This is a genomic window from Isoptericola variabilis 225, from assembly GCF_000215105.1.
GTDB classification, from domain to species: Bacteria; Actinomycetota; Actinomycetes; order Actinomycetales; family Cellulomonadaceae; genus Isoptericola; species Isoptericola variabilis_A.
The window spans coordinates 2,197,164-2,219,240 of sequence record NC_015588.1; the positions used below are offsets into that span (position 1 = coordinate 2,197,164).

General features: G+C 70.6%; 21 protein-coding genes, 1 tRNA gene and 4 pseudogenes. 11 read left to right on the plus strand and 15 right to left on the minus strand.

Features of this window, described 5'->3' with window-relative positions; genetic code table 11:
- Positions 1-31: 31 nt before the first annotated feature.
- Complete coding sequence (locus tag ISOVA_RS10235; RefSeq protein WP_013839159.1) at positions 32-751, minus strand: TetR/AcrR family transcriptional regulator C-terminal domain-containing protein; 720 nt, start codon at positions 749-751, stop codon at positions 32-34.
- 163 nt (positions 752-914) lie between these two features.
- Between ISOVA_RS10235 and ISOVA_RS17435 the strand changes: the two genes are divergently transcribed.
- From ISOVA_RS17435 to ISOVA_RS10245, 3 genes are all read left to right on the plus strand, one after another.
- Positions 915-1,040 (plus strand): VOC family protein, encoded by a 126-nt coding sequence (locus ISOVA_RS17435; protein WP_261376298.1) that lies wholly within the window; start codon positions 915-917, stop codon positions 1,038-1,040.
- 184 nt (positions 1,041-1,224) lie between these two features.
- On the plus strand, positions 1,225-1,353 hold the full coding sequence (locus ISOVA_RS17440; protein ID WP_013839160.1) for a hypothetical protein: 129 nt from the start codon (positions 1,225-1,227) through the stop codon (positions 1,351-1,353).
- Positions 1,354-1,357: 4 nt separating this feature from the next.
- On the plus strand, positions 1,358-1,537 hold the full coding sequence (locus tag ISOVA_RS10245) for a hypothetical protein (RefSeq protein WP_143762104.1): 180 nt from the start codon (positions 1,358-1,360) through the stop codon (positions 1,535-1,537).
- 7 nt (positions 1,538-1,544) lie between these two features.
- On the opposite strand, the gene ISOVA_RS10250 is transcribed toward ISOVA_RS10245, so the two are convergent.
- Both ISOVA_RS10250 and ISOVA_RS10255 read right to left on the minus strand, forming a co-directional pair.
- Positions 1,545-2,666 (minus strand): mannonate dehydratase, encoded by a 1,122-nt coding sequence (locus tag ISOVA_RS10250; protein ID WP_013839162.1) that lies wholly within the window; start codon positions 2,664-2,666, stop codon positions 1,545-1,547.
- 104 nt (positions 2,667-2,770) lie between these two features.
- Positions 2,771-3,214: an SRPBCC family protein gene (locus tag ISOVA_RS10255; RefSeq protein ID WP_013839163.1), complete on the minus strand. Its 444-nt coding sequence runs from the start codon at positions 3,212-3,214 to the stop codon at positions 2,771-2,773.
- 139 nt (positions 3,215-3,353) lie between these two features.
- Here ISOVA_RS10255 and ISOVA_RS10260 point away from each other — a divergent pair, with 139 nt between their 5' ends.
- From ISOVA_RS10260 to ISOVA_RS17275, 3 genes and pseudogenes are all read left to right on the plus strand, one after another.
- Positions 3,354-4,505, plus strand: a complete 1,152-nt coding sequence (locus tag ISOVA_RS10260; protein WP_013839164.1) for a glutamate--cysteine ligase — start codon at positions 3,354-3,356, stop codon at positions 4,503-4,505.
- Positions 4,502-5,515 carry a serine hydrolase domain-containing protein gene (locus ISOVA_RS10265; RefSeq protein ID WP_013839165.1) on the plus strand — a complete coding sequence of 338 codons (1,014 nt, stop codon included), beginning with the start codon at positions 4,502-4,504 and terminating at the stop codon, positions 5,513-5,515. The genes ISOVA_RS10260 and ISOVA_RS10265 overlap by 4 nt, the downstream gene beginning before the upstream one ends.
- 207 nt (positions 5,516-5,722) lie before the next feature.
- Positions 5,723-5,905 (plus strand): annotated as a pseudogene (locus tag ISOVA_RS17275) (STAS domain-containing protein); the annotation flags it as partial.
- A 66-nt stretch (positions 5,906-5,971) separates the two neighbouring features.
- Here ISOVA_RS17275 and ISOVA_RS16090 read toward each other — a convergent pair.
- Positions 5,972-6,791, minus strand: a pseudogene (locus ISOVA_RS16090) (Y-family DNA polymerase); the annotation flags it as partial.
- A gap of 121 nt (positions 6,792-6,912) precedes the next feature.
- On the opposite strand from ISOVA_RS16090, the gene ISOVA_RS10280 reads away from it, so the two are divergent.
- Complete coding sequence (locus ISOVA_RS10280; RefSeq protein WP_041294846.1) at positions 6,913-7,113, plus strand: hypothetical protein; 201 nt, start codon at positions 6,913-6,915, stop codon at positions 7,111-7,113.
- Between the two features lie 47 nt (positions 7,114-7,160).
- Here ISOVA_RS10280 and ISOVA_RS10285 read toward each other — a convergent pair whose 3' ends face one another.
- Positions 7,161-8,453, minus strand: coding sequence for a hypothetical protein (locus ISOVA_RS10285; protein ID WP_013839169.1), 1,293 nt, complete (start codon positions 8,451-8,453; stop codon positions 7,161-7,163).
- A 503-nt stretch (positions 8,454-8,956) separates the two neighbouring features.
- Here ISOVA_RS10285 and ISOVA_RS10290 point away from each other — a divergent pair.
- On the plus strand, positions 8,957-9,175 hold the full coding sequence (locus ISOVA_RS10290) for a hypothetical protein (RefSeq protein ID WP_041294847.1): 219 nt from the start codon (positions 8,957-8,959) through the stop codon (positions 9,173-9,175).
- A 248-nt stretch (positions 9,176-9,423) separates the two neighbouring features.
- Here ISOVA_RS10290 and ISOVA_RS16455 read toward each other — a convergent pair whose 3' ends face one another.
- Positions 9,424-9,702 carry a hypothetical protein gene (locus ISOVA_RS16455; RefSeq protein WP_143762106.1) on the minus strand — a complete coding sequence of 93 codons (279 nt, stop codon included), beginning with the start codon at positions 9,700-9,702 and terminating at the stop codon, positions 9,424-9,426.
- Positions 9,703-9,816: 114 nt separating this feature from the next.
- Here ISOVA_RS16455 and ISOVA_RS10295 point away from each other — a divergent pair, with 114 nt between their 5' ends.
- Positions 9,817-11,013 carry an FAD-dependent oxidoreductase gene (locus ISOVA_RS10295; protein ID WP_013839170.1) on the plus strand — a complete coding sequence of 399 codons (1,197 nt, stop codon included), beginning with the start codon at positions 9,817-9,819 and terminating at the stop codon, positions 11,011-11,013.
- A 142-nt stretch (positions 11,014-11,155) separates the two neighbouring features.
- Here ISOVA_RS10295 and ISOVA_RS10300 read toward each other — a convergent pair whose 3' ends face one another.
- Positions 11,156-12,487 carry an ISL3 family transposase gene (locus tag ISOVA_RS10300; protein ID WP_463323638.1) on the minus strand — a complete coding sequence of 444 codons (1,332 nt, stop codon included), beginning with the start codon at positions 12,485-12,487 and terminating at the stop codon, positions 11,156-11,158.
- Between the two features lie 254 nt (positions 12,488-12,741).
- On the opposite strand from ISOVA_RS10300, the pseudogene ISOVA_RS10305 reads away from it, so the two are divergent.
- Positions 12,742-14,077, plus strand: a pseudogene (locus tag ISOVA_RS10305) (ISL3 family transposase).
- A gap of 332 nt (positions 14,078-14,409) precedes the next feature.
- Here the strand turns inward: ISOVA_RS10305 and ISOVA_RS10310 are convergent.
- From ISOVA_RS10310 to ISOVA_RS10340, 6 genes are all read right to left on the minus strand, one after another.
- A protein-coding gene (locus ISOVA_RS10310) for an IS3 family transposase (protein WP_143762107.1) occupies positions 14,410-15,602 on the minus strand; the annotation gives its coding sequence in 2 pieces (ribosomal slippage) (positions 14,410-15,315 and positions 15,318-15,602; 1,191 coding nt in all).
- Positions 15,603-15,675: 73 nt separating this feature from the next.
- Entirely contained in the window at positions 15,676-16,242 is a 567-nt protein-coding gene (locus ISOVA_RS10320; RefSeq protein ID WP_013839174.1) for a hypothetical protein, read from the minus strand.
- Entirely contained in the window at positions 16,239-16,880 is a 642-nt protein-coding gene (locus ISOVA_RS10325) for a hypothetical protein (protein ID WP_049788320.1), read from the minus strand. Before ISOVA_RS10325 ends, ISOVA_RS10320 begins: the two co-directional genes overlap by 4 nt.
- Positions 16,881-16,906: 26 nt before the next feature.
- Entirely contained in the window at positions 16,907-17,548 is a 642-nt protein-coding gene (locus ISOVA_RS10330; protein WP_013839176.1) for a LysE family translocator, read from the minus strand.
- Positions 17,549-17,609: 61 nt separating this feature from the next.
- Positions 17,610-18,086 carry a MarR family winged helix-turn-helix transcriptional regulator gene (locus ISOVA_RS10335; protein ID WP_013839177.1) on the minus strand — a complete coding sequence of 159 codons (477 nt, stop codon included), beginning with the start codon at positions 18,084-18,086 and terminating at the stop codon, positions 17,610-17,612.
- 97 nt (positions 18,087-18,183) lie between these two features.
- A complete protein-coding gene (locus ISOVA_RS10340) occupies positions 18,184-19,503 on the minus strand; it encodes an ISL3 family transposase (protein WP_013839178.1) in 1,320 nt (439 codons plus the stop codon).
- A 149-nt stretch (positions 19,504-19,652) separates the two neighbouring features.
- Here ISOVA_RS10340 and ISOVA_RS17660 point away from each other — a divergent pair.
- Positions 19,653-20,636 (plus strand): annotated as a pseudogene (locus ISOVA_RS17660) (recombinase family protein); the annotation flags it as partial.
- Between the two features lie 598 nt (positions 20,637-21,234).
- On the opposite strand, the gene ISOVA_RS10360 reads toward ISOVA_RS17660, so the two are convergent.
- Together ISOVA_RS10360 and ISOVA_RS10365 are read right to left on the minus strand one after the other, a co-directional pair.
- A tRNA-Ala gene (locus tag ISOVA_RS10360) sits at positions 21,235-21,307 on the minus strand.
- Between the two features lie 77 nt (positions 21,308-21,384).
- Complete coding sequence (locus ISOVA_RS10365) at positions 21,385-22,077, minus strand: histidine phosphatase family protein (protein ID WP_013839179.1); 693 nt, start codon at positions 22,075-22,077, stop codon at positions 21,385-21,387.

Genomic DNA, 22,077 nt, shown 5'->3' on the forward strand with positions numbered 1-22,077 from the left:
CGGCGCGCGCCACGGCGGACGGCCGACGTGCTCAGCCGGCGGCGCGCGCCCGCTCGATGCCGTCGAGCAGCAGGTCGAGGGTGAACTCGAACTCGGTCTGGCTGTCGCACCAGCCGAGCGTCGGGTCGCCGGCGTCGTGCAGCTCCGCGGCGACCATCGCCGTCAGGTGGGGCAGCGCCTCGGCCATGGCCGCGAGCGCGGCCTCGGCGGCGTCGTCGGCGTCGTCCGTCTCCGGTGCGCCGCCGGCGCCGGCCGGGCTGAAGAGCTCCTGCGAGAAGCCGAGGACCATGCTGCCGAGCGCGTGCATCGCCCGGTGCGCGAGCCGGTAGGAGCACCCGCCGCGCACCATCGCGCCGAGCACCTCCTCGTAGAGGCCGAACACCGCGGGCGGGATGCTCGTGCGGGTGCCGAGGAGCGCGGGCGCCCAGGGGTGGCGGAGCATGACCGTGCGGGCGGCGAGGCAGCGCTCGCGCACGACGGCGCGCCAGTCGTCGGCCGGAAGGTGCCGGCGACCGATCTCGGCGTGCACCTCGGACGCGACGACCTCGACGAGGCCGTCGAGCAGCGCCTCCTTGCCCTTGACGTGGTGGTAGAGCGACATCGCCTCGACGCCGAGCTCGGCCGCGACGTGCCGCATGGTCACCGTCGCGAGGCCGCCGGCGTCGGCGAGCAGGGCCGCCGCCCGCAGCACGCGGTCACGGCTCAGCGGCGTCCGTCCGGGGGCCCGCCGCGTCGGCTCCGTCGTCGTCATGCGCCTCCCCTCCTCCGACCGACCTTACGCCGTACGGCGGCCGGATCAGGCGCCGGCGCCGGGGCGCACGACGGCGCGCAGCAGCGTGGGGAGCGAGTCCCACGCCTCGCGCAGCGCGCGGTCGCGGTCGGCCGCCCCGGCGATCCACAGCGCGGCCTCGTTCATGGCCCTGCGCGACGAGGACTTCGGGCAGCGGCACTTCATCGTCGCCGCGCCCGACGGCGTGCTCGTCGACGTCATCACCCCCGTCGCTCCGTCCGCGGAGTACGCGGCGGGGTACGTCGGATGACGACGCTCCCGAGGGCTGCACCCAGGGTCGGACGTCAGGGTCCTCCCCCACCGGGCGTCATCCCGGCGTACGACGAAAGGTGGACCCGGAAACCGCCCGCAGGTGGATCCGCCCGGCACGGTGCGCGGCGCACGATGGGGACGTCATCGACGCACGTCGCCCGTGAACCCGAGGAGCCGCACACATGTCCCGCGTCTGGAAGACCGTCCTCGTCCTCGCCGCGACCGGCACCGCCGTCGCGCTCCTGCGCGCGCGGCTCGACGGCCGGGTCGAGCCCGCCACCGTGGAGCCCGCGCCGACGACGGGTGCGTGAGGACGTGGCCGTCGACGCACCCGTCCGCACCCCCGGCGCCGCGCGGCCGCCGCGCCCGCTCGAGCGGGTCCGGCGGGCACTCGCCGTGCCGCTGCTCGTGCTCGGCTCCCTGCTGGGCGCCGCGCTCGTCAGCGCGCTGATCCTCGCCGTCGACCGGCTGCTGCCCGCAACCCTGCTGCGCTGAGCGCGGCTCAGGCGCCGGCGCGCACGGCGTCCCAGACGCCGAGGAGGTACTGGATCCCGAGCGCACGGTCGTACAGGCCGTAGCCGGGCCGCGGGCGGTTGGTGGTGTTCTCGTCCCACAGGTGCCGGCCGTGGTCGGGCCGGACGTAGCCGGTGTAGCCGGCCTCGGCGTAGGCGCGCATGATGCCGACCGTGTCGACGTCGCCCTCGCACGCGCGGTGCGCGACCTCGGTGAACGTGCCGCCGCCGAGGTGCTTGATGTTGCGCACGTGCGTGAAGTGGATGCGGTCCATGAAGGTGCGCACGGCGTCGAGAGCGTCGTTCGCCGGGTTGGCCGAGAAGCTGCCCACGCACAGCGCCAGGCCGTGATGCGGGCTGTCGTTGAGGGACAGGACGCGCGCCAGGTCGTCCTTGGTCGACACGATGCGCGGCCACCCGAACAGGTCGAACGGCGGGTCGTCCGGGTGCACCGCGAGCCGGATGTCGTGCTCCTCGCACGTCGGCACGACGGCGTCGAGGAAGTACGCGTAGTTCGCGTACATCGCCTCGTGGTCGACGTCGGCGTACGCCGCCGCGAGCTCGGGCAGGTGGGCCAGGCGCTCGGGCTCCCACCCGGGCAGCGTGAGGTCGGGCGCGCCGGCGAGCACGGCCTCCGCGATGCGCGCCGGATCCATCCCGTCGACGACGCCCTGGTCGTAGAACAACGCGGTCGACCCGTCGGGCAGCGGGTGCCACAGGTCGGTGCGGAGCCAGTCGAAGACCGGCATGACGTTGTAGGTGACGACCTTGACGCCCGCCCGCGCCAGCCGCTCGAGCGTGACGACGTAGTTCTCGATCGCCTCGTCGCGGCTCGTCCCGAGGACCGTCCTGCCCAGCTTGATCGACTCGTGGACGTTGACCGACTCGACGACCTCGGCGTCGAAGGCCTTCGTCACGCCGCGCTCGCGCGCCTCGGCGGGGACGGTGGTGATCCGGGAGACCTCGGCGTCGATCTCCTCCTGCGACCACGCCTCGCCGGCCTGCTTGTGGTGCAGCGACCAGACGATGGTCTCCACGCCGGGCACCTGACGGATCTGGTCGAGCGAGACCGTGTCGTTGCCCTCGCCGTACCAGCGGAACCCCATCTTCATCCTCGGGAATCTCCCTCGCTCGGATGCAAACGTTTGCCACATGCTAGCGGCTGCGGTGCACAGCATGGTGCAAACGTTGGCAGGCCCAGACGGGAGAGCGAACGCTACGCGCGCGCCTCCAGGAGGCTCGCCAGCCGGGCGAGGTCCTTCGTCGTCGCACGACGCATCGCGGCCTCCATGACCGGTGCGGCCACCGACGCGAAACCCGACGGCTCGCCCGTGTTGCGCAGCGTCATGAGCGTGCCGCCCGGCGCCGCCGACCACGTGTACTCGGTGCGCATCGGGAACGGGCCCTGCGCCGTGGACATCACCAGCCGCTCCCCCGGCTCGAGCTCCTCCACCCGGTACGTGTACGCGATCCGGCGGCCCAGGAAGCGGGCGACGAACTCCATCTCCGATCCCACCGCGACCGGAGGGTCCGTGCGCCACACGACCGACTCGATGGTGGCGTACCACTCCGGCGCGGTGGTCGGGTCGGCGGCGTAGGCCGCGACCTCGTCGACGGGTGCACGGATCACGCGCTCGACACGGACGTCCACCGCCGCCATGAACCCTCACCTCGTCGCGTCTGCTGAGGCACATCACACCACCCCACCGGCGGGCGCGCGAGGCACGAGCGCCCTTCCTCCTGCAGAGACGCCGCGTTGCGGCCACGATGGAGGAACCGGCGGATGCGGGGGTGACCGGGTGCGGACGTTCGGCGTGGAGGAGGAACTGCTGCTGGTCGACGCGCGGACGCTCCTGCCGCTGGCCGCCGGGGAGGGTGCCGTGCACCACGCACGGGGGGACGAGGCGACCGTCCGTCCGGCGCCGACGCCGTCGGGCACCCACACGCTGACGCTCGAGTTCCAGCAGGAGCAGGTCGAGGTCGTGGGGCCGCCCTGCCGGACGCTCGCCGAGCAGCTCGCCTCGATCCACGACGGCAGGCTCCACGCCGACGAGTCCGCACGGGCGGTCCGCGGCCGGGTTGTTGCGCTCGCGACGCCCGTGTTCGGCGGCCTCCCGCACCTGGCACCGGGCGAGCGGTACCGCCGGATCCAGGAGCACGTCGGGCTGCTCGCCGCCGAACAGCTCACGTGCGGTTTCCACGTGCACGTCGAGGTCGACGACGCGGACGAGGGCGTCGCGGTGCTCGACCGCATCCGCGTGTGGCTCCCGGTCCTCCTGGCGCTCAGCGCGAACTCGCCGTTCTGGTACGGGGTCGAGTCGGGCTTCGCGAGCTACCGGTACCAGGTCATGCTCCGCTGGCCCACCGCCGGGCCGTACGAGGCGTTCGGTTCGCACGCCGGCTACGAGCGGCACGTCGGCTCGCTCCTGCGCTCGAGGGTCCCGCTCGACGACGGCATGGTCTACTTCGACGCCCGCCTCTCGACGCACGCACCGACCGTGGAGGTGCGGGTCGCCGACGTCTGCATGGACCCGACGCACGCCGCCGTGCTCGCGGCGCTCGCGCGCGCCCTCGTCGAGACGGCGGCGCGCGACCGGCGCCGCGGCGTCCCGCCCCAGCCGGTGAGCGTGACGGAGCTGCGCGCGTGGAGCTGGCGCGCGAGCCGGTTCGGTGTCGACGAGCTGCTGGTCAGCCCGACGACGGGGACGCCGGCGCCCGCGGGCGACGTCGTCACCGAGCTCCTCCTGCTGCTGCACCCCGTTCTCGACGAGTACGGCGAGGAGGAGCTCGTCCGGTCCGTCGTCACCTCGATCCTCGCGGACGGCGCCGGCACGCGGCGACAGCGTGCCGCCTACGCGCGCCGGCAGCGGGCCACCGACGTCGTCGCCGACGCGCTCGACGTCGGCACTCCCTCCGCGCAACCGCACCCGCGTGCGAGTGGTGCGCCGTGACCGCCCTCCCCGCCGTCGACGAGCGGGCGCTCGAGGACACGGTCGCCCGGGCGCGGTTCAGCGGCGTCGTCACCGTCGACGTCGGCGACCGCCGCGTGCTCGGCCGGGCCTACGGCTTCGCGCACCGCGCCCACCGCGTGCCGAACACCGTCGAGACGCGCTTCGGCCTGGCCAGCGGGGGCAAGACCTTCACGGCCGTCGCCGTGATGCGGCTCGTCGAGACCGGGGTCCTGGACCTCGGCGACCCGGTGCGCCGGTACCTCGGCGAGGACCTCCCGCTGGTCGACGACGCCGTGACGATCGAGCACCTGCTCGAGCACACGTCCGGCATCGGCGACTACCTCGACGAGGAGGCCGGCTGGGACGTCCACGACTACGTCCTGCCGGTGCCGGTCCACCTCCTCGACCGTACGGAGGCGTTCGTCCCGGTCCTCGACGGGTTCCCCCAGACGTCCGTTCCCGGCGAGCGGTTCGCGTACTGCAACGGCGGCGACGTCGTCCTCGCTCTGGTGGCCGAGCGCGCGTCGGGCCGCCCGTACCACGAGCTCGTGGAGCAGGAGGTGTGCGCGCGGGCGGGGCTCGCCCGGACCGGCTTCCCGCGCTCGGACGAGCTGCCCGCCGACGTCGCGCTCGGCTACCTGCACGACGACGGCGACCGGTCGAACGTCCTTCACCTGCCGGTCCGGGGCAACGGCGACGGCGGGATCTGCAGCACCGCGTCGGACCTCCACCGGTTCTGGCGGGCGCTGGTCGCCGGCGAGGTCGTGTCACCGGCGACGCTGGCCGCGATGACGCGCCCGCGGCACGACGTGCCCGCCGAGGACCTGCGCCACGGCCTCGGACTGTGGCTGCACCGCACGGGGCCCGCGCTCGTCATGGAGGGCTACGACCCCGGTGTGTCGTTCCGGTCGACGCACGACCCGACGACCGCCACGACCGTCAGCGTGCTGGGCAACACCTCCGAGGGCGCCTGGCCGGTCATCGGCATGCTCGCCCGGGCGTTCGACTGACGGCGCGGGCCCTCCGCCGGTCGCTGCCGGAGTCTCGACCTGCGCGCGGGACCGGCCCGCGTGAGGATGGGACCCAGCACACCTGCGCCCGGCGCGTCGAACGCCACCGGAGCCACGGACCGTCGAAGGAGACACGTGCCGAGCATCCCGATCGTCGACGAGCGCGCCGCGAGCGGCGGCATCGAGCTCCACGACCACTCCTGGGTGATGTGGGGCGAGTTCGACCACGGCACCGCGCAGCTCCTCGAGGGCCGGGTGTCCGAGCACCTCACGCACGTGCGGGGCAGCACCCTCGACGTCGACGCGTCGCGCGTCACGTTCCTCGACGCCGGCGGGCTGCGGCTGCTGTGGCGTGCCCTGTACGCCGCCGACCGCGTCGTCCTGACGCGTGTCAGCAAGCCGGTCCGTGACGTGCTCGAGCTGAGCGGGACGGCCGACCTGTTCGAGATCCTCGACGTCGGGCATCTCCAGCTCGGCACGGACGCCGAGCAGTCGGATCTCGCGGCCGGGCTCGATGCCCGCGGCCGCGAGCGCGAGCACCGCGGTCGTGAGGTCCTCGAGCGACCGGGCCGGCGTGCGCAGCTTCCTCGGGGCGCGTAGCGCACCTTCCAGACCCACGCGGACGACGTCCCTGCCCTCGGCTTCGACGTCCGCGTGCACCTGCGCGACGAGTTCGAGCAGCGCCGTCTCGACCTCCTCGGGCGTGGTGAGTGGTGCCGACGCCCCACAGGTCGACCGTCGGGCGCTCCCCCATGACCTCGAACCAGCTGTCCGCCGTCAGCCGGAAGACTCCCGCAGGCTTGCCGAAACCGGTGGCGATCTTCGCGCGGATCCGGTTGTCCCCGATGCCGACCGAGCAGTGCAGGCCCGTGGCGCGCAGGACGGAGTCCTGGATGCGGCGAGCCACCTGCTCGGGGTCCTCGGCGTCGCAGCCGACGAAGGCCTCGTCCCAGCCGAGGACCTCGACCACGGTGCCGAGCCCGCGCAGCGCCTCCATCACCTGCTCCGACGCCGCCCCGTACGCCTCGTGGTCGACCGGCAGCACGATCGCGTCCGGCACCTTGCGGACCGCGAGGCGCAACGGCATGCCGGAGCCGACGCCGAACGCGCGCGCCTCGTACGACGCGGTCGAGACCACGGCCCGCTCCCCCGGGTCGCCGCGCCTGCCGACGATCACAGGCTTGCCGGCGAGCTCCGGGCGGCGCAGGACCTCGACCGCGACGAGGAACTGGTCCAGGTCGACGTGCAGCACCCACCGGAAGGCGCGCGGGCTCATACGGGCCACCTCCGCACCCATTGCAGCACGTGGGCCGGGCCGGGCGCCGCCCCTGTTGCGGGGCCCACCGGCATCGGTGAGCGTGAGGGTGACCCATGACGAGCAGCAGAGGGAGACGGCCGTGCAGATCGACAAGGAACAGATCCTGGAGCTCTTGAGGTCCCGGGGCGAGCAGGGCAAGGCCGACGAGGCCGGCTCCGAGCTGCCCGACACGGTCGACACCGACCGGGACGCCGGCCTGCTCGGCAAGTACGGCATCGACGTCCAGGACCTCCTGCGCACGTTCGGCGGCGACAAGCTGGGCGGCCTCTTCGGCGGCTGACGCCGCACTCGCGCTCCCGCCGTCGCTGGGCCCGCGTGCTCCCGGCGCTACGGCGACGTGGAGCCGGTGGGCGCCGGCTCGGTCGACGCCGCGGGCTCCTGCGCGGGCGCCGACTCCTGCGTCGGCGACGACTCCTCCCCCGTGGGCTCCGGCGAGGAGGGCTCGGGCGTCGTCGTCTCGGGCGTCGACGTGGGCTGCTCCGCGGTGGGTTCAGGCGCGGGGGCGGGCTCCTGCGTCGGCTCGGGCGTGGGCGCCGGTGTGCTCGTGCTCGGCTCGGAGGCCGGCGGCGACGGGTCGCTCGACGGCGCCTCCGTCGGCGGAGGTGCCCCCTCGGTGGACGGCGACGGAGACCCCGCCGGCACGGGGGTCGGTTCGACGAGCGGGGCGTCGGCGAGGATCTCGACGATCTCCGCCTTGACGGCCTCGAGCGTCGCGATGATCTCGGTGATGCTGCGCGACGTGATGCCCTCGGCGAAGCGGACCAGCTCGTTCCAGACCTCGCCCAGCGCGCGGAGCTGCTGCTCCCCCGGTTCCCCGGTGACCGACAGCACGAGCTGGCTGGCGATCGCAGCGGTGATGCACTCGTAGCAGTCGTAGTTCGCCGCGACGGCGAGGTTCTGCGGGACCACCACGCGGGCGTCGTCCATCACGAGCACGACCTGGAACGCGACCGCGACGGCCACGCAGTCGGTGCACGACGCGTAGGCGTGCGCCTCGTTGACCTTGAGGACCTCGTCACCGTCCGCCCAGACCACGGCGAAGGCGACGTCGTACGTGACGGAGCCGTCCGCCGTCGCCACGGCGAGGGCCTGGTTGTCGCCCTCGGAGGGCGGGAGCGGCTTGTCGAACGGGAAGACCCAGACGTCCTCGTGCGCGCCGCCCGAGCCGTCGCCCGGATCCTGCGACGGTGCGGTGCCGGCGCCGTCGGCGTCCTCGGTGGGGACCAGCACGAGGGCGAGCGCCGGGTCGTCCCTGGTGGGCAGCGGTTCGCCCTTCTCGAACGCCGCGACGAGCGGCTGCCCGCCGGAGAGCACGCGCTCGGCGGCCGCGCCCGCCTGCGGCGCACCGGTGGACGTGGCCGGCGACGTGCCGCCGGGCTCGTCGGCGACGGCGGGAGCGGCGGCGGGACGGACGTGCTGCGCCGGTTGCAGGAGAGCGGTGAGCGTCCCGCGCTCGTCGGGCTGGATCGGGCGGTGCGTGCCCGGGTCGGGCCACCACGCCCACGCGAGGCCGCCCAGCACGGCCGCGCCCAGCGCCGCGGCGGCGACCCGCTTCGGCGCCGAGTCCCTGCTCCACCTGACCAGGCCCCGGAAGAACCGGAAGCCGATCCGGCCGAGCACGAGGGCGCAGCCCCAGCAGGGTGGGTCGGATCCGGTGGTAGAGGTCCGGGACGCCCGCCAGGTCGGCCAGCACGTGGTACCCGTTGAACCGCAGCAGCGGCAGCAGCTGCGTCACCATCTGCAGGATCTGCGTCGCCACCAGCAGCAGGGCTTCCCAGCCGGTGGCCCACCACCAGACGTAGGTGCCGACGACGACCACCGCGTTGAAGTAGAGGCCACCGAGGTCGGTACGGAGGCGGCCGGCCCGGTCGAGCCGATAGCTGTCCGTGACGTCCGTGTAGAACGCCGGCCACACCAGGTACAGGCTGGCTCCCATGGAACCCGGCACTCCGCCGCTGTAGCGATTCGCGGCGGCGTGCCCGAACTCGTGCAGGCCCCCGGAGAACACCGTCACCACGAACACCAGGAGCAGCAGGTGCGGCCGCTCGAAGGCCTCGTACGCGGACGCACCGAGCCCCCGCTCGAAGAAGACCCAGAGCACCACGGCCAGGAAGGCGCAGACCATGGGCACGGCGATCACGGGCCGGAAGAGGAACCGGAACGGGTCCGTCAGTCGGCGGGTGGTCCTCGGGTCGTTGACGGCGATCCGGGGCTTCGCCGCGGAGGGTGGTCAGGAGCCAGAGCTGTGGAGGCTCGTCACCCACATCGACGGGGACCAACGCATCGAGATGGACCGGATCCACGTCATGCTCGCGAGGACGGACGATGCTACGGGCCGCTAGCCGGGGCATCTGCTGGCGCAACGAATGAGGAGAGCCGGCCGCTGGCCGAGCTCTCCTCGTATGAACGACGACGCGGGACATCTCTGAAGGATGTCCCGCGTCATCATGGTGGTGGACCTAGCGGGAGGCTTGTCGAAACTTGCCCCAGCGCTGGCGCGGATGGTCGCGAGCCACAGGGCAATTCGGCTCTTCGGACTTTCGGGTGGGTTGAGGGTGTGACGCGACGCGCCTCTACGCGGCGCGTCGCGTCACACCCTCAACCCACCCGAAAGTCCGAAGAGCCCGCAATCCAACAGCGAGGGGAAGACCGCCCGCGGGCTCGGACAGACGTCGGCGATCAGCATGCCATCACGAACCTCTTGGGAGTCGGCTGAGATCATCGCGCTTTTCACGACGAAGGACGTCAGCGCCAGGTCCGGTCGCGCTGCCCGGATGACTGCGTGCTCATCGTCGGCTGCATGCCGCGGAGTCCGGCGATCATCTGATACGCCACGGCGCGCGCCAGCGGCATGGGCGAGCGCGGTCATCAGTCATCGGACGAGGGCGATGTCCGGCCCCCGGTGCGGGTTGACTCAGAGGTGGACCTCGTGGAATCCTTTCGATTATCGAAGTGTCCGATAGTCGAACGAGTGGAGTGTGGGATGCGTGCGGTGATCGTGGGCGGAGGTATCGCGGGGCCGGCGACGGCGATGGCGTTGCAGGCCGTGGGGATCGAACCCCTTCTGCTGGATGCGAACCCGGCCGACAGGGGCGAGGCCGGGTCGTGGTTCACCATCGCAGCCAACGGGGTCGCCGCACTCGACGCGATAGGGGCGCTGGAGCACGTTCGTGGGCTCGGAGTACCCACCGATCGGAACGTCATGGTGAGCGCATCGGGACGCGCCCTCGGTGTCATCCCCTTGGGGTCCCCACGCGAGGACGGCATGGTGGCGCTGTCGTTCAAGCGAACGCGACTGGCCGCAGCCCTGACGGACCTGGCACGGCAGCGGGGCATCGAGGTGCGCTCACAGTCACGCGTGACCGGCGCATCCACGGACGATCGCGGAGCCAGCGTCACACTGGAATCAGGCGAGACGATCGCCGGGGACCTCGTGATCGGGGCCGATGGGATCAACTCGGTGGTACGTTCCGCGATCGACCCACAAGCGCCGACGAGGCGTTACATGGGGCTGGCCAACTTCGGCGGGATCACGGAGAGCACCGCGCTCGCGGAAAGCCTGGAACCAGGCGCGTGGCGACTGGTCTTCGGCAGGCGCGCGTTCTTCGGCGCACTGCCGACCCCGGCCGGTGATGTCGTATGGTTCGTCAACGTCCCACGACAGCCCGTCTCACGCCAGGAACGGGCCACCACTCCCCCGGCGGTCTGGCAGACGTTGCTCGCCGACCTCGCCGCCGCGGACCCCGGCCCGTTCCACGACCTCATCACCACCGGCCGACTCGAACTCGCCGGCGACAACACCTACGACCTGCCCCACGTCCCCACCTGGCACCGAGGACGCCTCGGACTCGTCGGTGACGCGATCCACGCGCCCGCCCCGAGCTCAGGCCAAGGCGCCTCGATGGCACTGGAAGATGCCGTCGTCCTCGCTTCCTGCCTCCACGCGGCGACCACGCCCGAGCGTGCTTTCGCCACCTTCGAGCAGCAGCGACGCAGCCGGGTCGAACGCATCGTCGCCGAAGGAGCACGGTCAAGCAGTTCCAAGACAGCCGGCCCCGTGCAACGCATCGTGCAAGATGCCATCCTGCGCATCGTCTTCCACCGCATCGCCACACGAGGCACGCAGGCCTGGATCACCGACCATCGCGTCACCCTCCCCGCTGACGTCGCACGACCCTGACGTCGCTGCAGTCGCCCCGAACTGGTTCGCGATAGCCGACACCGGCGCATTTCACGGAACCTGGCTCCGTTCGACGCACCCACTCCTAGGCTGGGTGTGCGGAGGAAGCGACCTGAAACCGGCTCTTCGCAGATGAGGGGGGTTACGGTGTGATTCCTCCGGCGACGAGGAGCATGCGGAGGCGGTAGTTGTCGCGGTTGCGGAAGCCGCGGGCGATGCGGCGGGCGAGCTCGATGATCCCGTTGATGGCCTCGGTGCCGCCGTTGGATGAGCGGCCGGTGTCGAAGTAGGCGAGGAACGCGGTGCGCCACTTGCGCAGGGTGCGTCCGAGGCGGGCGATCTCGGGGATCGGGCATGACGGCAAGGACGCCAGGACGCGCTCGGCCAGCCGGCGCCCGTGGGTCAGGTCCTTGCTCCGATAGGCGGTGCGGACCTCCTGGGCGGCCTGCCACGCGACCAGGACTTCCTCGTGGGCATCGTGGGCAGCGATGGCCCGGTTCAACCTGTTGATCTGTCGGTCGGTGAGGCGTTCGGGGGCGGCGCGCAGGATGTTGCGGATGCCGTAGAGCGGGTCGCCCTTGCGGCCTCGGTGCCCCAGGGTCTGCTGCTGGACCCGGCGGCGGACCTCGTCGATCGCCTGGCCCGCGAGCTTGACCACGTGGAACGCGTCCAGCACCGCAGTCGCGTCCTCGAGCCGGTCGTCGATCGCGTTCTTGTAGCCGTGGAACGGGTCCAGGGTCGCGATCTGCACCCGGCCGCGGAACTCGGCCCCGCGCTCGTCCAGCCAGGAGGCGTAGACCGTGCCGGAACGGCCGGGCACCAGGTCCAGCAGCCGGGCGTGGGTGTTGCCCTCGCCGTCGCGGGTCAGGTCGACCATCCCGGTCAGCTCCTTGGGCCCACGGTCCTTCGGGCTGACGTGATGCCACACGTGCTCGTCTACCCCGAGGGTCGTGACCGCTTCGAAGCGGGACTCGTCGTCGGCTGCATCGGCGAGTACGGGTCGGATCGCGTTCCAGCACGTCCACCAGGACACCCCGGGCTGGCGGGCCAGTCCTGCGACCGACGCGTTCTCGGACCGCAGCTGGGCGATCGCCCACCGGGTCGCGCGCGACGTGAGCACGGCCCGCGGGGCGGCGATCTGAGCGTCCTGCTCGGTGAACGACCCGACCTCGCAGCCCGGATCCGGACAGGCCCACCGCCGCTTGCGCCACCGCAACCGGACCGGGCGCCCGAACGCCGGGGCATCGATCAGCTCGACCACCCGGCGGCCCTTCGACGCGGCGACCACGCCGCAGGCCGGGCAGCCCATCAGCCCGGGCGCCGACTCGACGACCACGAACACGACGTCGTCGTCACGCTCGACGCCGATCACGTGCAACGACTCGAGCCCGACCAGCAGATCACAGCGCACGCAGTACGGATCAGCGGATCTTGGATCAGGGCAGCAGGACACACAGGCCGTAGGCTCGGACACGTCGAGGCCTCTCGGGAACAGGATGCTTGGTCGCTCCCGATCCTGGAGGCCTCGACCCCTACCCCGACGTCACCACTACGCCCGGCGTGTCACCGGCCCCCCTCATCTGCGAAGAGCCCTGAAGGCTCTTCGGACTTTCGGGTGGGTTGAGGGTGTGACGCGACGCGCCGCGTAGAGGCGATGCGGGGAGATAGGGGTCGAGGTCCTCAGGATCAGTAGCGACCAAGCAACTGACGTATCCGAGGACCTCGACGGTGGACCACCCTACGTCGTGCTGCGCTGCGCGCGGCACGTCCTACTGCCCTTCCTGCGACGAGCTGTTCGGCATCGACGGCCTGCACGTGACCGCGGTTCGTCGCCGTGACCAGAGTCTCGTCGTCACGGTCGAGACCGCCCCGCAGATCGAGGGCTGCCGCAGGTGCGGGGTGGTGGCCGTGGGCCACGGGCGCCGGGTCCGGCGCCTGCACGACGCCCCAGCCTTCGGCACGCCGGTGATCGTGGTGTGGCGGCGGCGCAGGTGGCGCTGCCCCGACCCGGACTGCCCGGCCGGCACGTTCGCCGAGGCCGTCCCCGACCTGGTGGTCGGCGGGGCAAAGCTGACGACCCGGGCGATCTGGTGGGCGATCAACCAGCTGCGCCGCGAGCACGCCTCCGGTCGCGGGGATCGCCCGCCAGCTCGGCGTGGACTGGCACACCCTGTGGAAGGCCGTCGAACCGGTCCTGGACGACCTCGCCACCGACGAGTCCCGCTTCACCGGCGTGACGGTCCTGGGCGTGGACGAGCACGTGTGGCACCACACCCCGCACCGGACCAAGGAGAAGGGCCCGAAGGAGATGACCGGCATAGTCGACCTGACCCGCGACGACAAGGGCCGCACCCGCGCGAGGTTGCTCGACCTCGTCCCAGGGCGGTCGGGAAAGGTCTACGAGACCTGGCTCAAGGACCGCGGGGAGGCGTTCACGGCATGCGTGAAGGTCGCCACCCTCGACCCGTTCCGCGGGTACCAGAACGCGATCGACGCCGAGCTCGAGGACGCCGCCGCGGTCCTGGACGCCTTCCACGTGACTAAGCTCGGGGTCGACGTGGTCGACGAGGTCCGCCGCCGCGTCCAGCAGGACACCACCGGTCACCGCGGCCGCCGGGACGACCCGCTGTACAAGGTCCGCAACGTCCTGCGCGCCGGCGCCGACCGCCTCACCCAGCGGCAGTGGGACCGCCTCGAGCGCTACCTTCCGGCCGGTGACCCGCACGGTGAGGTCTTCCTCGCCTGGCAGTGCTACCAGCGCCTGCGCTCGGTCTACCACCAGGTCGACCTGACCGCGGCGAAGAGAACCGCCGAGCAGATCGTCGACACCTTCCACACCTGCCCCGTCCCCGAGGTCGCCCGCCTCGGCCGCACCCTGCGCCGCTGGAAGGAGCAGTTCCTCGGCTACTTCACCACCAACCGCTCGACGAACGGCGGTACCGAGGCCCTCAACGGCGTCATCGAGCTCCACCGCCGCATCGCCCGCGGCTTCCGCAACAAGGACAACTACCGCCTACGAATGCTCCTCGTCGGAGGAGGACTCACCCACCAAAAACTCCGATGAGCCCGTCTACGTCGAGCTACCCGGGGGGCACCACACCTTGGACCGGTTCGATTCACTACGCTGCTCAGCCTTGACTGACGGCGTTAATGACTTTCTGCAGCGAGCTTTGGGGTGACCAACAGGCCACTGCAGGCTCAGAAGCGCCTAAGGGATGTCCTTCGCGGTGTCACTTAGCCACAGAGCGAGGGCATCGAGCCGCGCCAGGCCGAGGTTCGCTCTCTCAATGAGGTTGTCGCTCGGAATGCTCCGCTAGCCGCCGCTGATCCGGATGAGATATCAGACATCATGGACACGCCCATGGGGACTGCTGCACGAACGGGTGACAGGTTGGGTCACGCAGCCTGAGTGGCTGGCGCGGTCATGATGGTCTCGAACTCGATGGGGGTCAACCGCCCGAGAGTGGCCTGTCGACGGCGTCGGTGGTAGGTCCGTTCAATCCAGGTCACCATCGCGATCCGCAGCTCCTCGCAGGTGGCCCAGAGACGGCGATCCAGGACGTTCTTCTGCAGCAGTGCGAAGAAGCTCTCCATGGCGGCGTTGTCCCCGGCCGCGCCGACGCGGCCCATCGAGCCGACCATGCCGTGACGGTTGAGGGCACGCACGAATTTCCTGCTCCGAAACTGGGAGCCTCTGTCCGTGTGGACCACGCAGCCGGCGACATCGCCGCGCCGAGCGACCGCGTTGTTCAGCGCCGCGACGGCCAAGCGAGACTTCATCCGCGAGTCGATGGAGTAGCCCACGATCCGGTTGGAGTAGATGTCCTTGAACGCACAGACGTAGAGCTTGCCTTCCGCGGTCCGGTGTTCGGTGATGTCGCCGATCCAGAGCTCGTTCGGCCCATCTGCGCTGAACTCGTGCCGGATCACGCCGTGCTTGTCGACCACCGCGCACAGGTCGTCGTGGACCGGCGGGCCGGGCTTCTTCGCCTTGCCTCGCTTGGGCTTGCCGAACGCCGACCACCAGCCCAGCTGCGAGCAGATCCGCCACGCGGTCCGCTCGGCCATCGGCTCACCGGCGTCACGTGCTTCGTCGACGAGGAACCGGTAGCCGAACTCGGGGTCGTCCTTGTGCGCGTCGAACAGAGCGTTCGCCCGGTACGCCTCGGTCAGCTCGGCCTCGGTGACCGGTTCCCTCAGCCAGCGGTAGTAGGGCTGGCGAGCGATCTTGAGCACCCGGCACGTCACCGTGACGGGGATCCCGTCAACGGCCAGCTCGCGGACGAGCGGGTACATCATTTTCCCGGCAGGTTGGCCTGTGACAGGTAGGCAGCCGCCCGGCGCAGGACCTCGTTCTCCTGCTCCAGGAGCCGGATCCTCTTCCTCGCTTCACGCAGCTCGGCGTTCTCAGTCGCGGTCGTGCCGGGCTTGGTGCCGTCCTCGACGTCGGCGGTCTTCAGCCAGTTCGTCAGGCACGACTCGCTGATGCCGAAGTCGGCAGCGATCTGCTTGAGGTGGACGCCCGGCTCACGGTTCCTCGCGACGCGGACGACGTCGTCGCGGAACTCCTTGGGGTACGGCTTCGGCACAGTGCACATCCTTCCAGCAGTGCTCCTCAGCACCACAGATCAGATGTCACCTGTGCGTGCAGCAGTCCCATGCTCATGTGGCTTCTGGTGTCGGGATGCTGTCGGTGAGCAGGTGCGCGAGCAGCAGTTTGATGACGAGCAGCGGCGCGATCCAGGCCAGCGCGTCCTCCGTCGGCGCAGTGACGATGGTCCACGTGATCAGCGCGGCGGCGCAGGCGAAAGCCACTGGCCGACGGAGCGCGAGCGGCGTCGACGTGATCAGCAGCGCAGATACGACCAGGCCCAGGTAGAGGACGGCGCTTGCCGACCAGGTCTGTGCGGGGAAGAGCAGGGCGACGACGAACGGGTGCACGTGCGCTGCGACGAACAGCACGGAGCGCCGTCGCCAGTGCGGGCCGCGATGGAAGCGTCGTGCCGCTGCCCGTGTGGCGTTGACGACGACACCGCCGGCGATGTCGAATCCGAGCACGGCGAGGACGAGCACGTGCGCGGCCCCGTATCCGGAGACGATTCCGCCTGCTGTCGCAGCCGCAGCTCCCATCAGGGCAGCACCGTATCCGAGCGCGAGCTCCGGCCTCGTCGCGTGCGGCGCGACGAGCAGCGCGTTGACTCGCCCGAACGCGGAGAGTCTGTCGTTCATGATGCGTTGGGCCCTTCGTCGTGGGTCGCGGACTCGGATCTCCGGCGGTTCAACCACTCCTGAAGCTCCATCTCCGAGCGGACGGCGTCCTGGATGACGGCTTCATAGATCAGGTATCCGGGGACGGGGTCATCGCCTGTGCCACGCGTTCGGGCCGAGCGCTTCAAGGCGAGGATGACGGTCCGGGATTCGTCGGTCACGAGCGGTGCGAAGCGGCGGAGATGCTCGAGGTCGGGTTGGCGTTCGGGCTCGTCGACGAACCACAGATCCGCGGTCCACAGCTTCTCGCGCGGCGACATGATCTCCAGCCCCAGGTAGAAGCCGTCCGGGTATCGCGGGTCGGTGTTCCATCGGCCGGTGTCGTCCCGGATCACGACCTGCCGCACGTCCTCGTGCGTGGCGAGCTCCGCCCCCAGAGAGGTGATGCGTCCGATGGTCTCCTCGTTCAGCGCCACGCACGAGATGGTGATGTCGATGTCCCGCCGATCGATCACGCCCAGGCCGGCGGCGCCGACCACGACCGGAGCGCCGACGCGCTCCAGCCGGCGCCACAGGCCCAGGCGCTCACACATCGCCCATGCCTCCTGGTCGAGCCGCCTCGCCCGCTCCAGCAGATGCTCACCCTGGTGATCCGCCACCGCTCTACGCTTTTCGTGCACGCCGGTCAGCTCTTCGCGGGGGCGAGGGCGAGGGTCGCGCCCATGCCGACGAGCAACCCGCCGCCGGTCGCGCGCATCGTCGACACCCGACGCGGCGACGTCGCGAACCACTGACGCGCCGCGGAGGCCACCAGGGCCCAGCACGCATCGCAAGTGAACGCGATCGCCGTGAACACCAGCCCCAGGATCGCCATCTGCACCGCGACGGACCCGTTCTCCGGGCTGACAAACTGCGGGAGCACCGCCACGAAGAACACGATCGTCTTCGGATTCGTCACACCCACGATGAACCCCTCCCGCAGCACGCGCCACGACGACACCGTGCTCCGCCCTGTGGCGGCCATCGCCGCGGTGTCCACGCGCCGATGGCGGATCGCCTGCAGACCCAGATACACGAGATACCCCGCCCCCAGCAGCTTGACCACCAGGAACACCATCGCGGATTGCGCGACGACGGCGCCGAGCCCCACGGACACCAGGAGAACAAGCGGTAGACCGCCGAGCTCGTTCCCGAGCACGCTCATCAGCCCGCCCCGCCGGCCCAGCGCCAGGGAGCGGCCGATGACGAACAGCACGCTCGGCCCCGGCACCACGATCAGCACGAACGACATCACGGCGAACGCTACAAGCGCGTGCATATCCGGCATCTACTTCTCCTCTACCTCTCCTCGCCCCGCGCGACTGCTTCGATGCGGCGGGGCTGTCATCTCAGGGGCTAGGCGTCCCGGGGTCCGCTGCCACTCGCCGAGTGTGTTCTTCCGCGCTGTTCGCCATCGCGGACAGGAGCCGTTCGAAGGCGAGGATCTGCTCGGCGTCGAACTCCTCCAGAAGCCGGTGCCCATCCTGCACGAGGGGTCCGTACATCCTCCAGAGGATTTCCTGCCCCTCCGGAGTCAACTCGACCAAGACCTTCCGACGGTCCGCTGGTGCCGGCCCACGACGCACGAAACCGCGACGGGACAGGCGATCGACCAGCGTGGTCGTCGCCGCAGGCCGCAGCCCAATAGCCTTCGCCAACTCGCCCGAGGACATTGCGCCGTCCGTCAGCCAGTCCAGACACCGCAGCTCCGTCGCCCCAAGATCCAATGTGCGACCGACCGCGTCATCGAAGGCTTGCACCACCCGTTGATACCGCTGAACAGCGACGCCGAAAGCCTCCGCAGCCTCTTCTCGCGACGAGCCCACCCCGGCCTCCTTCGACTGACGAATCTTTCGACGATCATAGTATCGGAGGGCGCTGCATGATGTGAAGAAGTCGGGCTCTTCGCCGATTCGGTGGGGATCAGGGCGTGAGTCCTCCGCCGGCGAGGAGCATCCGTAGCCGGTAGTTGTCGCGGTTGCGGTAGCCGCGGGCTAGGCGACGGTGGAGCTCGATGATGCCGTTCATGGCCTCCGTGCCGCCGTTGCTCGATCGGCCGGTGGTGAAGTAGGCCAGGAACGCTTCGCGCCAGCGGCGCAGGGTCCGTCCGAGACGCGAGACCTCGGGGATCGGGCAGGTGTGGAAGGTCGCGAGGACCTTCTCGGCGCGTTGCTTTCCGTCCTGCAGGTCGGGTGCGCGGTAGGCGGCGCGCAGCTGCTGGGCGCGCTGCCAGGCGACGAGCACCTCCTCGTGGGCTTCGTCGGCCTCGATCGCCCGCGCCAGGCGGGCTCGCTGCTTGTCGGTGAGGTTCTCGGCTCCGGCACGCAGGATGGTCTGGATGCCGAACAGCGGGTCTCCCTTGCGGCCGCGATGACCGGTGGTGTCCTGCTGGACTCGGCGGCGCACCTCGTCGACCACGGCGGTGCCCAGCTTCACGACGTGGAACGCGTCCAGCACCGCGGTCGCATCGGCGAGCTGGTCGTCGATGGCGGACTTGTAGCCGCCGAACGGGTCCAACGCTGCGACATCGATCGCGGACTTGAAGTCGTCGCCGCGCGCGTCGAGCCAGTCGGCGTAGGCCTTCTTCGACCGGCCGGGCACCAGGTCCAGCAGCCGGGCGTGCACTCTGCCCTCGTGGTCCCGGGTGAGGTCGACCATCCCGGTCAGCTCCTTCGGGCCGCGCGCCTTCGGGTTTCCGTGGTGCCAGACGTGCTCGTCCACCCCGAGGCTGGTCACGCCCGTGAACCGGGACTCGTCGGCAGCGAGACGTTCGAGCTCGGGCTTCACTGCCCGCCACAGCGCCCACCACGACACCGCCAGGCGGCGCGCGAGGCTGCTGATGGTGGCGTGCTCGCGGCGCAATTGCCCGATCGCCCACGTCACGGCCCGCGTGGTGATCGAGCCCCGGGCCGCCACGAGCGCCGGGACCTGCTCGGCGAACGTTCCGCGCGGGCAGGTAGCCTCCGGGCACCGCCAGATCCGTTGCCGCCACACGAGCCGGACCCGGGCATCGCCATGCGGGACGTCGTGCAGGACCCGTCGTCGCCGTCCCCGGCTCGGGGCCACGACCCCGCAGTCCGGGCAGCCCTCCAACCGCCACGGCGTCGAGACGGTCACCGTCATCAACGTCTCGGTCCGTTCGACCGTCTCGACCTGCACGCCGGGCAGTCCCAGCAAGAGGTCACAGCGCGAACACGGGTCAGTGGTGGTGGGCGCGCCAGCGCACCCCGTAGCGTTGGACAACGTCGAGGTCCTCGAGATCGATCAGGTTGCTTGGTCGCTCCTGATCATCGGGGACCTCGACCCCTACACCCAGGCCATCACGCCGCCGTCGTCACTCCCCACCGGATCGGCGAAGAGCCACCGCCGCGACCGGTACCACTGAGGGATTGGTGCCAGCGATCTCCTACCTGCGGGTCTCCACGAAAGACCAGGCCAGCCGCTACGGGCAAGAAGAAGGCCTGTCCATCCCCGCTCAACGGGAAGCCGCGCAGCGCAAGGCCGAACAGCTCGGCGCGGTCATCGTCAAAGAGTTCATCGAACCCGGCGAATCCGCCAAGTCCGCCAGACGGCGCGCCTTGCAGGAGATGCTCGACTACATCGCTGCGAACCCTGTCCGCTACTGCATCATCAACAAGGTCGACCGGATCGCCCGCAATCGCCTCGACGACGCGATCATCCACGCCACGCTCCGCGGAGCGAACACCACCCTCGTGTCGGTGACAGAGAACATCGACGAGACCCCGTCGGGCATGCTCATGCACGGCATCCTCGCCTCGATGGCCGAGTTCTACTCCCTCAACCTCGCCCAAGAGGTCATCAAGGGCATGACCCAGAAGGCCACCATCGGCGGCACCCCCACCAAGGCGCCGCTCGGGTATCTGAACGTGCGTACCACCGACGCCAAGGGCCGCGAGATCCGCGACATCGCCATCGACCCCGACCGGGCCGACCTGATCCGTTTCGCGTTCACCGCCTACGCCACCGGGGACTGGTCACTGTCCTCCCTAGCCAAGGAACTCAACGCGCGAGGTCTCACCACGCGGCCTACACCGGCACAGCCGGCCCGGCTGATCACGACCACCACGCTTCACAAGGTGCTGACCAACCCTTACTACCAAGGCACAGTCACCTTCCGCGGCCTCACCTACGACGGCGCTCACACCCCGCTCGTCGACTCCGAGACCTGGATCCGAGTCCAGGCCCAGCTCGACGCGAAGAACGCCGTCGGCGAACGGCCCCAGAAGTACGACCACTACCTCAAAGGCTCCCTGTACTGCTCCTGCGGCGCGAAGCTCATGATCGAACGGCCCCGCGACAAGAACGGCAACCGGTACGAGTACTTCACCTGTTCCGGACGGCGCCGCAAGCGCACCCCCTGCATCCGCTCCGCGATCCTCGCAGAGCGGATCGAGCAGCGCATCGAAGCCACCTACAACACCAACGGCCTCACCAAGAACGAAGCCGAACGGGTACAGGGCGTGCTGCGCCGGGTGTTCGACCAGCTCGAAGCCACCAGCGACGACGAACGCAAGCTCCTCGAAGCCCAGAAGGACAAGCTCGAAGCAGAACGACTCAAGCTCGTCCAGGCCCACTACGCCGACGCGATCCCTCTGGACCTGCTCAAGAGCGAGCAGGAACGCATCCGCACCGGCCTCGACCAGATCACCAGACGCCTCGACACCATGACGGCCACCTATACCGGCGCCCGGGACGGTCTCGACGAGCTCCTTGACCTGCTTACCGACCTCGGCGATCTCTACAACCGATGCGAACCCGCTGAACGCCGCATGCTCAACCGAGCCCTGTTCGACCGCATCATCATCGACGAGGACGAGAACATCAGCGTCGTCCCTGCCGAGCCCGCCGCCAGCGTCCTCGCCCACGTCAACACCGATGTCCCCGAGCCGGTGACCGCAGAAACGAACCTGCCCCGCACTCAGGCGGGGCAGGTTTCGATTTGCTCAACTTACGTGGAGCTGAGGGGACTCGAACCCCTGACCCCCTGCATGCCATGCAGGTGCGCTACCAGCTGCGCCACAGCCCCGAGAACCGACTCTCGCCGTGGCGATTCGTCTGATTCGGTGCGTTCCTCCCGGGTTGCCCCGCGGGAACGTCGATATCTTAGGCAGACTTGGTCTCAGGTTCCAAATTCCAGTCGGGCCCCGCCTGCCACCGGTCGAGCGGGTAGCCGGCGCCCACGTTGTGGGCCACGAGCCGCCACTCCGGCACGGCGTCGGCGCCGTACCGGTGCAGGTGGGACCAGTGCACGTTGTGCACGCCCGCGATGCCGCGCCACCCGTCCACGTCGATCCCGAGCAGCGTCGTCACGGCGAGCGTGATGGCGGCGCCGTGCGACACCACGACGAGAGTCTCGTCACCCTCCAGCGCGTCCGCGTGCTCGCGCACGGCCTCCGCCATGCGTGCGGCCACGGCGACCTTGGTCTCGGCACCCGCCTCGACCGGGTCGTGCCCGCGGCGCCACGCGGCGTACTCCTCGGGCCAGCGCTCGGCGATCTCCTCGCCGGTCATGCCCTCCCAGGCACCGAAGGACCGCTCGCGCAGCCGCACGTCGGTCTGCACGGCGACGTCTCCCCCGAGCGCCTGCGCGTACGCGGCGGCCGTGTCGGCGGCGCGCTCGAGGTCCGAGGACACGATACGCGCGGCCCGATGCGACGAGGCCAGCGCGGCCGCCCCCTCGGCGGCCTGCCAGCGCCCGACGTCGTCGAGCGGGATGTCGATCTGGCCCTGCAGCCGCAGGGTCGCGTTGTACGCGGTACGGGCGTGGCGGAGCAGGACGACGGTCCTCGCCGTCAT